General features: G+C 66.1%; 8 protein-coding genes. 2 read left to right on the forward strand and 6 right to left on the reverse strand.

What is annotated here, in order from left to right; translation table 11 throughout:
- Positions 1–4: 4 nt before the first annotated feature.
- The 6 genes from AB4Y31_RS16055 to AB4Y31_RS16080 all read right to left on the reverse strand — a co-directional run bounded on the left by AB4Y31_RS16055 (position 5) and on the right by AB4Y31_RS16080 (position 9,884).
- Positions 5–2,023, reverse strand: a complete 2,019-nt coding sequence (locus AB4Y31_RS16055; protein WP_368674760.1) for a hydantoinase B/oxoprolinase family protein — start codon at positions 2,021–2,023, stop codon at positions 5–7.
- A 20-nt stretch (positions 2,024–2,043) separates the two neighbouring features.
- Complete coding sequence (locus AB4Y31_RS16060) at positions 2,044–4,086, reverse strand: hydantoinase/oxoprolinase family protein (protein WP_368674761.1); 2,043 nt, start codon at positions 4,084–4,086, stop codon at positions 2,044–2,046.
- Positions 4,087–4,246: 160 nt separating this feature from the next.
- Entirely contained in the window at positions 4,247–6,178 is a 1,932-nt protein-coding gene (locus AB4Y31_RS16065; protein ID WP_368674762.1) for an ABC transporter ATP-binding protein, read from the reverse strand.
- Positions 6,179–7,186: an ABC transporter permease gene (locus tag AB4Y31_RS16070; RefSeq protein WP_368675306.1), complete on the reverse strand. Its 1,008-nt coding sequence runs from the start codon at positions 7,184–7,186 to the stop codon at positions 6,179–6,181.
- A gap of 2 nt (positions 7,187–7,188) precedes the next feature.
- Positions 7,189–8,142, reverse strand: coding sequence for an ABC transporter permease (locus AB4Y31_RS16075; RefSeq protein ID WP_368674763.1), 954 nt, complete (start codon positions 8,140–8,142; stop codon positions 7,189–7,191).
- A 161-nt stretch (positions 8,143–8,303) separates the two neighbouring features.
- Positions 8,304–9,884, reverse strand: a complete 1,581-nt coding sequence (locus AB4Y31_RS16080; RefSeq protein WP_368674764.1) for an ABC transporter substrate-binding protein — start codon at positions 9,882–9,884, stop codon at positions 8,304–8,306.
- A 484-nt stretch (positions 9,885–10,368) separates the two neighbouring features.
- Between AB4Y31_RS16080 and AB4Y31_RS16085 the strand changes: the two genes are divergently transcribed.
- Both AB4Y31_RS16085 and AB4Y31_RS16090 read left to right on the forward strand, forming a co-directional pair.
- Positions 10,369–11,769, forward strand: a complete 1,401-nt coding sequence (locus AB4Y31_RS16085; RefSeq protein WP_368674765.1) for an aspartate aminotransferase family protein — start codon at positions 10,369–10,371, stop codon at positions 11,767–11,769.
- A 103-nt stretch (positions 11,770–11,872) separates the two neighbouring features.
- A complete protein-coding gene (locus tag AB4Y31_RS16090; RefSeq protein WP_026229281.1) occupies positions 11,873–12,370 on the forward strand; it encodes an Lrp/AsnC family transcriptional regulator in 498 nt (165 codons plus the stop codon).
- The last annotated feature ends 8 nt before the right edge of the window (positions 12,371–12,378 follow it).

Raw genomic sequence — 12,378 nt, forward strand, 5'->3', positions numbered from 1 at the left:
GGCCTCAAACGCGCGTGGCATTCAGTTGCGGGTAACTCGAGCAAAGCTCCGCGAAGAGTGCATGCACCAGCCCGGCATCGCCATCGTCGTGCTCACCCTCCGAAGCGATCTCGGCGAGTCGCGCATCGAGCGCTTCGAAGAGTCGATGCTTGATGAAGTAACGCCACTGCACCGGCACACCCGCGAGGATCGACGTCAAGGCCGCATAACGAGCGTGCGTCCACTTCGCCTCGAACGCCTCGCGATACGGACCATACGAGAACGCCGGCGCCTGGACGTCCGCGAGCCGAGCACGCAGCTCATCGCGCAGCCGCTCTGTGCCGGCCACATCGAGCTCGTCGCCGTCGAGCAAGACGCCGTAGACGTCGCGCGCTTCGTCGGCGGTCACATAGCCGCGCAAAACATCATCGCGTACGCGCAGCGCCTCGCGATCGACGGGCCGACCATAACCGCCCGCGCCCGCACCGACGAGGCGAATCACGTCGCCTGGCATGCAGACGACGAGATCGTTGTTGTCGAGCTCTTCCGCCCGCGGCGTGTCGGGATTGCGCGTGAAGCGCGCATTCGCGCCGGCATGCCCGCCGCGCACGCCCCATGAGGCGAAGCGCGTCCGGTCGCGGTTGCGCGCGGTGACGAGCGTGTTCGGCGCGAACACCTTGAATTCCATCACGAGCCCTTGCCCGCCGCGGTACTGCCCGGCGCCGCCCGATCCGGGCGCGACACCGTAGCGCAGGATGCGGATCGGCACCTCGGCCTCGTTGATCTCGACAGGCGTATTGCGCAAAAACGCATTGTTCGCCCCGGAGCCGTCCTCGCCATCGTCGCTGGGGCCGCCGCCCGCGCCGCCGCCGATCGGCCCGATCGACGCCATGACCGTCGCGCCGTGGCGGTCCATCGTCTTCACGCTGAGAATCGACAGACCACCTGCGGGACAGGCGCCGAGGCGATCCGGCACGGCTCGCGAAAACGCGCCGAAGGTCAGCAGGTGCGTGAGCTTGCAGGTGAGGCTGCGCATCCCGACGGCCGAGGGCGGCAGCGCATTCACGACCGTCCCTTCGGGCAAAATGCAACGCGCGACGCGCAGCATCCCCGAGTTCAGCAAGATCTCGGGGTTCAGCGTGTAGAGCACGTAGACGAGCCCAACCAGAGCGAGCGCATGCCGCTCGTGGCCCCCCGTCGGCATGTTCAGCGACGACTGCAACTGCGGATCGCTGCCCGTATAGTCCATCTCCACGGAGCCGTCGCGGATGCGCGCGGTCAGCGCAACGCGCATCGGCTTGCCGTTCACCGAGTCTTCGTCGGCGAATTCCGAGAAAAAATAGTCGCCGTCCGGAATGCCGCGCAGAATCGTGCGCGCCTGTTGCTCGGAATAGTCGAGCAGCGCCTTCATGCCCGCCTTGAAACCGTCGAGGCCGAAGCGTTCGATGATCTCGAGCACGCGCCGCTCGCCCGTATGCAGCGATGCAAGCTGCGCATGCAAGTCCCCTGTGTTCTGTCCCGGCACTCGAACGTTGGTGGCCATCAGCCGGATCAGCGACTCGTCGACGACTCCTTTGCGCACGATCTTGCACGGCGGAAAGCGGATGCCCTCTTGCTGAATCTCGGTGAGCGTGCGCGAAAGCGAGGCCGGTACCGCGCCGCCCATATCGGTGTTGTGGATGTGGCCGCCGACGAAGCAGACGATCTCGCCCTCGTGGAAGACCGGCTTCCAGAGCACGATGTCGGGCGTATGCGTCGCGACGAAACCGCTGTAAGCATCGTTGGTCATGCCGATGTCGCCCGGCTCGTAGTGGTCGATCATGCCGATCACGGAGCTGTAGTCGAGGCCGACATACCAGGTCGCGCCGAGCGTCTTCGGCGACGCGAACGTGAGACCTTCGGGCGTCGTGATCGCGCACGAGAAGTCCTCGGTTTCCTTCACGAACGTGGAATGCGCGGTCCGCACGAGTGTGTACGCCATGCTCTCGGCCGCCGCGACACAGTAGTTCGCGAAGATTTGAAGCACTGCCTTATCGAATTGCATATGCGATGCTCCGTGCGGATTCATTGGCGATGCGTGAAAACAAGGTTGCCATAGGCGTCGACGCGGCCGCGGAAGCCCGGCAGTACGCTCGTCGTGCAGTCGTCCTGCGCGATCACCGCGGGGCCGTCGAGTTGCTGCCCCGCCTTCAATGCGGCGCGACGATAAAGCGCTGCGTCATGGAAAGCGCCGTCCATGTACACGCGGATCGTGCCCGCCGGCACCGGCGGCGCATCGTCCGCTTCGATCGTCACTAGCTTCGGTTTCGGGGTCGCCGCGCTGATCACGAGCCGCAGCGCCACCACCTGCACCTTCGCTCTCTCGTCGCGGTGGCCATACAGGCGCTCATGCTCGCGATGAAACGCCTCGGCGAGCGGAGCGGTGTCGCCGCCAAGGAGCCAGCTCATTTCGAGCGGCGTGTCGATTTCGAACGACTGGCCCTTGTAGCGCATATCGGCCGAAACGAAGACGCTCGCGTCGATGTCGTTGCCGGTCTGCGCGCGCATCCAGTCGCGCGCCGCCGTTTCGAGTGCGCGCACGTCGTCGGCAAGCTGTGCGAGCGTCGTAGTATCGAGGTCGTAATACGTCGTCTTCACGAAGTCGTTGCGGGTGTCGGCAATCAGGCCGCCTAGCGCACTCAGCACGCCCGGGGCGGTCGGCACGACGATCTTTTCCATGCCCAGCGCCCGTGCGAAATAGCAGGCGAGCATCGGCCCCGCGCCGCCGAACGGCAGCAGCGCGAACATGCGCGGATCGATGCCGAAGCGCGACACGATACGGCTTACGCCCGCGTACATGCCCGACACCGACACGTCGACGATCGCCTCGGCCGCAGCGTAGACATCGATGCCGAGCTTGTGCGCGAGCGCACCGATCGCGCGGTGCGCCGCGTCGTGATTGACCTTCACGGAGTCGTAGCCGAGGCTCGCATTGCCGATTACGCCGAGGACTACGAATGCATCCGTGATCGTTGCGCGCGTACCGCCGCGGCCGTAGCAGACGGGTCCCGGATTCGAGCCGGCGCTTTCGGGGCCGACCTTCAGCACGCCGAACTCGTCGACCCACGCGATCGAGCCGCCGCCGTCGCCGATCGACGAGACCGACACCGACGGAATATGGATCTGGAAATCGCCGATGTACTCGCCGCTCGCATACTGCGGCTCGCCGTCGACGATAAGCGCGACGTCCGCCGTCGTGCCGCCGATGTCGAGGCTCATGCAGCGCGAGAGCCCGCTTTGCCGCGCCACATGCGCTGCGCCGATCACGCCCGACGCGGTACCCGACAGGATCATCTGCACGCAGTTCCTCTTGCCCGCTTCGGCACTCATCACGCCGCCGTTGGACTTGGTCACCTTCATGTCGGCACCGATGCCGGTCTCGACGAGCGCGCGCTGCAGCGAGCTCAGGTAGTGCGACACTTTCGGCTGCACATAGCCGCCGATCACCGCGGTCGAGGTGCGCTCGTACTCGCGGATGATCGGCCACACATCGCTCGAGCAAGACACGAAGAATCCCGGCATCTCACGCTCGACGATCGCCTTCACCGCGTGCTCATGCCCGGGATTGCGATAGGAATGCAAGAGCGCGATGACGACACCCTCGCAGCGTGCGCGTTTCAGTCGATCGATCGCGTCGAGCACGCTGGCCTCGTCGAGCGGCGTTTCGACGCTGCCGTCCGCCGCCAGCCGCTCATTCACGCCGAACACGCGTTCGCGCGGCACGAGCGGCGCGGGCCGCTTCGACAGCAGGCTGTACATGTCGGGGCCCTTAAGCCGCGCGAGATCGAGCACGTCCTCGAAATGGCGCGTCGTGATGAGGCCGAGCCGCAGGCCCTTGCGTTGCACGACCGCATTGACGCCGACTGTGGTGCCATGCGTGAAATATGTGACGTCGGCGGGCAGGATGCCATCGCGCTCACGCAGTTGCTCCATTCCGCGCAACACTTCGCTGCCGGGGCTGTCCGGTCGCGAGAAGACTTTGAGCGTCTTCAACTCGCCGGTGGCATCGTCCAGTACCGCGAAATCGGCGAACGAACCGCCGATGTCCACTCCGATTCTCAAGCCCATCGATCAATACCCTCGCAAGAAGACCGGCCAGGACCTGCGCCGGACGAGTCACTGCCTGCCCCGGAAAGGTGCCTCGGGGCGGCGGTCAAAGCCTGCTGGAGCGAGCGCCAGGGCCGCGGCCTGTGCGGCCGGTGCGGCGGGTCTTCGCATGAAACGCCGACTACTGCTGCTGCACCGTCACGCGCGGCGAGGACGCGTCCGCTGTCGTGCCGTCCGCGAGCGGCAACATCTGGTATCGCTCGAGCTCGTCTTCGCCGCGGTGGCACAACACCTGCGCGCCGTTCTCGAGCGTGCGCGGAGTCGGCGCGGTGCGGTTGCACACACCGTCGATTCGCATCGGACAGCGCGCGAGGAACGTGCATAGTTCCGGGTCATCGGCGGACGAGCCGATCGGCGCCAGCGTCTGGTGACAGCGCTCGCTCGCTTCGTCCAGCCAGCCGGCGCGCAGCTCAGGCGCCGACGATACGAGCAAATGCGAGTACGGGTGGTACGGCGGCGCCGAGAGCGCGTCGCGATCGCCGGTCTCGATGCAACGGCCCGCGTACAGCACGACGATGTCGTCGCTGATCGCGCGCACCTTCGCGATGTCGTGCGTGATGAAGAGGTACGAGACGCCGAGCTTCTTCTGAAGATCGCGCAGCAGATCCAGAATCGCCGCGCCGACTACCGTGTCGAGTGCCGACGTCACTTCGTCGCAAAGAATCAGGTCGGGCTCGGCCGCGAGCGCCCGCGCCAGATTCACGCGCTGCTTCTGGCCGCCCGAGAGCTCGCCCGTGCGCCGCTGCGCGAGCGCGGCCGGCAGGCGCACGAGCTCGAGCAGCTCGGCGACGCGGCGACGCGCCGCCTCGCCCTTCATGCCGTGATAGAACTTCAGCGGCCGCGCGAGCGTGCGCTCGACGGTATGCACAGGATTCAGCGCCGTGTCGGCATTCTGAAACACGATCTGAATACGGCGAAACTGCTCGCGCGTGCGGCGGTTCAAGTCGCCCGCCAGCGGTTCGCCGTCGAGCAGCAGGCTGCCGCCCGCGATCGGCACGAGCCCCGCGATCACCTTCGCGATCGTCGTCTTGCCCGAGCCGGACTCGCCGATCACGCCGACCGTCTGTCCGCGGCGAATCACGAGGTCCACTTCGTTCAGGATCACCTTCGCCGGCCAACCCTTCGCATCCTTGCGACCGTAACCCGCCGTCAGGCGGCGCACCTCGAGCAACGGGGCGCTCGTCTGCGATGCCTCCAGCGTCGCGGTTGCTTCGGAGGCCACCGGCGTCACGGCGGCGACGAGGCTTTGCGTATACGGGTGCGCCGGCGCGTGCAGGATCTGCTCTGTCGCACCGACTTCGCGGATCTCACCATCGCTCAGCACGACGATGCGATCGGCCATCTGCGCGACCACCGCCAGATCGTGCGACACGTAGACGGCCGTCATGCCGTACTGGCGAATCACGCGCTTGAATGCCTGCAGCACGTCGATCTGAGTGGTGACGTCGAGCGCGGTGGTTGGCTCGTCGAAAATCACGAGCTCAGGGTCGGTAATCAGCGCCATCGCGGCCATCAGCCGTTGCAACTGGCCGCCCGACACCTGGTGCGGGTAGCGCCGGCCGATCGTCTCGGGCTCCGGCAACGCGAGCGCGCGGAACAACTCGATCGCCTTCGCCTGTGCGGCGCGCTTGCCGAGCGTGCCGTGGATCAGCGCGCTTTCGATCACCTGATCCATGATCGAGCGCGACGGATTGAACGCGGCCGCCGCGCTCTGCGCGATATAGGCGACCTTGCGGCCGCGCAGGGCGGCGAGCCCCTTCGCCGAAAGCGCGCGCACGTCCGTGTCGCCCACGCGAATCGATCCGCCCGTAATGCGGCAGCCGCCGCGCGCATGCCCCATCAGCGACAGCGCTATCGTCGTCTTGCCCGAGCCCGATTCGCCGATCAATGCGAGCACTTCGCCGCGCGCGATGTCGAAGTCGATGTCGTGGACGATCGTCGTATCCGGCTCGCCCGGCCGGTGCCCGGCCACGCGCAGACCGCGCACCTCGACGAGATTGCCGTTCGCCCGCAAGGCGGCTTCGGCGGCGAGGTTGGAGAGTTCGTCGCTCATTCAGTGCCCTCCTTCCGCATTCGCCGCCTGCTTGCGCCGCGCGCCCCGATGCGGCAAGCCGTCGATCAGCAGGTTCACGCCGACCGTCAGCACCGCGATCGCAAGCGCGGGCAGGATCGTGACCGGCACGCCTTCGCCAAGCCCCGCGATGTTTTCGCGCACGAGCGAACCGAGGTCCGCATAGGGCGGCTGCACGCCGAGACCAAGGAAGCTCAGGCTGCTCAAGAGCAGCACGACGAACGTGAAGCGCAGCCCCGTATCCGCGAGCATCGGGTGAATCATGTTCGGCAGCATCTCGAAGCAGGCGATGTAGAGCGCGCTCTCGCCGCGCGCCCGCGCGACCTGCACGTACTCGAGCGTGCCGATGTTGACCGCAAGCGATCGAGCGATCCGGTACGAGCCCGGCATATAGCTGATCGCCGCCGTCAGGATCAGCAGCGTCAGCGACGAGCCGAACGCGGCCACGATCATCAGCGCGAACATCTTCGACGGAATCGACGTAATCGCATCGAGCAGCCGGCTCATCGTCTCGTCGATGCGGCGGCCGGCCACCGCGGCAAGCAGACCGAGCGTCGTGCCGGTGATGGCCGCGAGCAACGCCGAAGCGAGTGCCAGCACGACGGTGAGCCGCGTGCCGTAGATGATGCGGGTCAGCATGTCGCGGCCGAGGTAGTCCGAGCCGAGCGGCAGCTTCGCGCTGAAGCCCGCGAACACGTCGTTCGTGACGATCGCGCCTACCTGATGCGGCGCGATCCATGGCGCGAAGGCCGCGACGAAGAGCGCGCAGCAGACCATCGCGAAGCCGATCCAGCCGCCCGTCGAGAGACCCATGCGCTGCGTCAACCTGCGGCGCCGCGCGGATTCACGCGGCGGCGGCATCGGCGCTCCGCCGCCCCACGGCCGCGACGGCTCCGCGCCGGGCGGCAACGCGCTGCTGCGCTGCACCGGATCGATGGCATCCGGCCGGGCGGGCTGCCGCCTCGGTTGCTGAGAGAACGGTCGAAGCATCGTCATGTCCGCAGCCTCGGATTCGAAAGAATGGCGCAAAGGTCGGCCAGCAGCACGAGCGCCAGATAGCCGAGACAGAAGAGCAGCGTGCACGCCTGCACGAGCGGGAAGTCGCGGTTGCTGACCGCATCCACCATCAGGCTCGCGAGGCCGGGGTAGTTGAAGATCGTCTCGACGACGATGACGCCGCCGAGCAAGTACGACAGGCTCAGCGCGATCGCGTTGGCGATGGGCCCGATCGCGTTCGGCAGCGCATGCCGAAGCACGACGCGCGTGGGGCTCGCGCCCTTGAGCATCGCCATCTCGACATACGACGAGCTCAGTTGCTCGATCACCGCCGCGCGCGTCATGCGCGCCATTTGCGCGATCACGACCGCGCACAGCGTAACGACCGGCATCGCATAGGCGCGCAGGAAATCGTGCAGGCTGTCGATCTCGCCGCTATACGACAGCGCGGAAAGCCAGTGGAGCTTCACGGCGAGCACGAACACCGCGACCGTCGCAATCAGGAACTCGGGTGTCGCGACGAGCGAGAGCGTGCCGAGGCTCACCAGCCGATCGACGAGCGACTCGCGCTTCACCGCGGCGACGATGCCGGCCGACACCGCGATCGGCACGGAGACGGCCGTCGTGATCGCCGCGAGCGTCAGCGACTTCGGCAGCCTTCCCGAGATCAATTCGGTCACCGGCAGGTTGTTCGACAGCGAGACGCCGAAATTGCCGTGCAAAAGGCCGACGAGCCAGTGCAAATAGCGCAGCCACGCGGGCTGGTCGAGCCCGAACTGCTGGCGCAGCGCCGCGATGGTCTCGGCCGTGGCCGACTGGCCGAGCGCGGCCTGCGCGGCATCGCCCGGCAGCAGGTTCGTGATCGCGAAAATGATGATCGAGACGATCACCAGCGTCAGCGCGGTGACCGCGATGCGTCGGCCGATCAACTCGACGATGTTCCGGTTCATCTGCGAGGCCCTCCCTGCATGCGACGGAGCGTGAGCGCGGAAAGACGCCCGGCCCGGTCCGTCGCAGCCCTCATCAGAGCATGCGGCGGACAGGACGAAAATCCGGCGGACTACCGTGTCGCCGCGCGCCGCGGCAGCCGCCCCTCCAAGTCATGAGCCGATCAGGCGTTCCACCAGACGTGCTCGGCGAACATGAAGCCCATCATCGCGCCGCTCGGATTGGAACCGAGCCCCTGCAGGCGCTTGTCGTTCGCATCGATCAAGCTCAGGAACGTCGGAATGCCGATGCCGCACTGCTCCGACACCAGGGCCTGCATGTCGCCGTACATCTGCTTGCGCTTCGCGTCGTCGGTTTCCGAGCGCGCCGCGGCGAGCAGCTGATCGAACTTGGGATCCTTCCAGCCGGACTCGTTCCACGGCGCGTCGGACTTGAAGAACTGCGTGAAGAGCACGTCGGCGCTCGAGCGCGGGTTGATGCTGCCGAAACCGAGCGGGTGTTTCATCCAATGGTTCGACCAGTAGCCGTCGGCAGGCACGCGGTTGATCGTCAGGTTGACACCGATCTTGGCGGCCGACTGCTGCAGCAGCTCGCCCATCTCGATCGAACCGTTCGCGTCGGACGTCGCATAGATCGGCGGCAGCGGCGTGCCGATCGCACCCGCCTTCTGGAAGTGGAATTTGGCCTTGTCGAGGTCGAACGGGCGCTGCGGCAGCGACGCGTTGAAATAGCGGTGACTCGGCGGGATCGGCTGGTCGTTGCCGATCACCGCGTAGCCGCGGAACACGGCGGTCCGCACCTGGTCGCGGTCGAACAGGTATTTCATGCCCTGCACGAAGTCGGGGTTACCCGACAGCGGATTGTCGCGGCGCATGATGAGGTCCGTATAGAGACCCGATTTGGTCTCCTTCACCTCGTAACCCTCCGTCGACGCGATGCGCTGCGTCGAGCGCGGGTCGACCGCGGCGATCAGCTGCACGTCGCCGGAGAGCAGCGCGTTCACGCGCGCCGCGCCGTCGCCAATGCCGATCAGTTCGATCTGGTCGAGGTACGGGCCGCCGCCCGTCTTCCAGAAACTGCCATTACGCACACCGATCGTCGACACGCCCGGCTTGAACGACTTGACCTTGTAGGGTCCGGTGCCGTTCGCGGTCGTAAAGTCGGTCGTGCCGTCCTTGATGATCACGAACTGCGGCGTCGCGAGGATCACCGGCAGGTCCGCGTTGGGGGAGACGAGCGTGAGCGTCACTTCGTTGGGACCCGTCTGCTTCGCGTCGACGAACTGGTCCGCGAGCGTCTTCACTTTCGAGCCAACCGCGGCATTCTTGTGGCGCATCAGCGAATACACGACGTCGGCCGGCGCGAGCGGCTTGCCATCGTGGAACGTCACCCCCTTGCGCAGCTTGATCACCCACGTCTTTGCGTCGCTGGTATCGATCGCCTCGGCGAGATTCATCTGCGGCGTGAGCGACGCATCGAGCTGCGCCAGGCTGCTGTAGAACATGAAGAAGCGGATGTAGTCGGCGCCCGTCGAGCCCTTCGCCGGATCGAGCGTATCGGCCGTCGACGACGAGTCATACGCGACCCGGATCTTGCCGCCCTTCTTCGGCGTGGGGGCGGCGAACGCGGACGTGGCGCCCGCCAGCAAGCCCCCCGCACCAACGGCGGCCATGCCGCTCGCGGCCAGCAAACGCAACGCTTCGCGGCGGCTGATACCGCCTTTTTCGATTTCGTCGTCGTACATGAGAACTGCTCCTCACTCGAAGAATGGGACGTGGGATTTCCAGCTTTGGTCTTCGACGGAATACGCGTGCTGGTCGCGGTCCGACGTTGCTGCATGAATCGATTTAAGCACCGCAAAAAATGGCAGATGTCGCATATCGCTGGGTCCGACCATTCGAAATGACGGTTTTGGGTAGCCTTTGCAGCATGTTTTGCCATACCTCGCGTTGACCCTTACCCGCACGCGACCCACTGGCCGCCGCCATACCGTTTCGGGCGTCGTCCTCCGCGCGCTTCGCGCCCGGCCCGCTGGGCGCGACCGCCTCTTGGACTTCGGCGCCCGCGTCCCGCCCCGCTATTAAGCGGCCGCAGCAGAAAATGCTGCCAACCGGATGCAAAACGCGACGCGCGCACTCTTTCGGGGATTTTTTGGCAAAGCGGTGCGCACACCTCTCTCGCTACCATCGAGCAGTCCAGTGCCACCTCATAACGGGGGAAATCCCATCATGTCCAGTTCATCGCTCATCGACGCCGACCGCAAGCACCTCATTCACCCGGTCATCAACTATCGCGCGCACGAAGCGCGCGGCGCCACCGTGCTCGAGTCGGGCCACGGCGCTTACCTACGCGACGTCGACGGCAACGAGTTGCTCGATGCATTCGCGGGCCTCTGGTGCGTCAATGTCGGCTACGGCCAGCAAAGCATCGTCGATGCAGCGACGCGGCAGATGACGAAGCTGCCCTACGCAACCACCTATTTTCATTTTTCGTCGGAGCCCGCGATCGAGCTCGCGGAGAAGCTCGTCTCGCTCGCGCCCGCTTCGCTGCGGCGCGTCTATTTCACGCTCGGCGGCTCGGACGCGATCGACTCGGCTGTCCGGTTCATCACGCATTACTTCAACGCGACGGGCCGCCCGTCCAAAAAACAGATGATTGCGCTGGAGCGCGGTTATCACGGCTCCTCGTCGGTCGGCTCCGGGCTCACCGCGTTGCCCGCGTTCCATCGCCACTTCGACTTGCCGCTGCCGCATCAGCATCATCTGCCGTCGCCGTACGCGTACCGCCAGGCGAACGGCGACGATCCGCAAGCGCTCATCGCGGCATCGGTCGCGGCGCTCGAGTCGAAGGTCGCGGCACTGGGCGCCGACAACGTTGCCGCGTTTTTCTGCGAGCCTATCCAGGGCTCGGGCGGCGTCATCGTGCCGCCGGCCGGCTGGCTCAAAGCGATGCGCGACGCGTGCCGACGCCTTGGCATCCTGTTCGTCGCCGACGAGGTGATCACGGGCTTCGGCCGCACGGGCCCGCTCTTCGCGTGTGAGGCGGAAGGCGTGGAGCCGGACCTGATGACGGTCGCGAAGGGGCTGACCTCAGGGTATGCCCCGATGGGTGCCGTGCTGATATCCGACGAGATCTACCAGGGCATTGCCGGCGACGCGCGCGACACCGCGGTCGTCGGTCACGGCCAGACCTACTCCGCACATCCGGTCAGCGCCGCGATCGCGCTCGAAGTGCTGCACCTCTATCACGAAGGGGGTCTGCTCGCGAACGGCCAGGCACAGGCGCCGCGCTTCGCGGCCGGGCTCGACGGTCTGCTCGAACATCCGCTCGTTGGCGACTCGCGGCACCGCGGGCTGCTCGGCGCGTTGGAGCTCGTGGCCGACAAGGATTCGCGCGCACGCTTCGATGCCTCGCTGAAATTGCCCGAGCGCATCGCGGCGGCCGCTTATCGCAACCGCCTCATATTCCGCGCGTTCGGCGACAACATTCTCGGTTTCGCGCCGGCGCTCTGCTATACCGAGGCGGACTTCGACGAACTCTTCGCGCGTCTCGAGCGCACGCTCGACGAAGTGCTCGACGAAGCGGAAGTGCGGGCGGCGCTGCGCTCCGCGAGCCGCGCGGCGGCCTGACCCGGCGGGCGCTGGACGCGCTTGGGCGCGTGATAACATCGGTCTGCTCGACACGACGTGCGGTGCGAAGCGAATCCTTCGACAGGCAGACCGATAGATGACGATGAGCGGTGACACGAAACTGGACCGAATCGACCTGCGTATTCTTTCGCAACTCCAGAAGAGAGGCCGCATCACCAACGTCGAGCTGGCCGACGCCGTGGGGCTCTCGCCGAGCCCCTGCCTGATCCGCGTGAAGCGGCTCGAGAAGGCCGGCTATATCGTCGGCTACGGCGCGCATATTCAGCTGCAGAAGCTCGGCGACGTGCAGATCGTCTTCACCGAGGTCACGCTCGCCGACCATCGCCGCGAAGACTTCGCGAAGTTCGAGGCGGCGATCCGCCCCGTCGACGAGATCGTGGAATGCCATCTGGCGAGCGGCGGCTACGACTACCTGCTGAAGTTCGTCACCCGCAGCGTCAACCACTATCAAAGTGTGATCGAAGGGCTGCTCGAGCGCGACATCGGCATCGAGAAGTATTTCAGCTACGTGATCATCAAGACGCCGTTCGTCAAGACCGAGTATCCGCTCGAGTCGCTGTTCTCACGGCAGCATCAGTAATCGCGCGC

It is taken from the genome of Trinickia sp. EG282A, assembly GCF_040965455.1.
Lineage (GTDB): Bacteria > Pseudomonadota > Gammaproteobacteria > Burkholderiales > Burkholderiaceae > Trinickia > Trinickia symbiotica.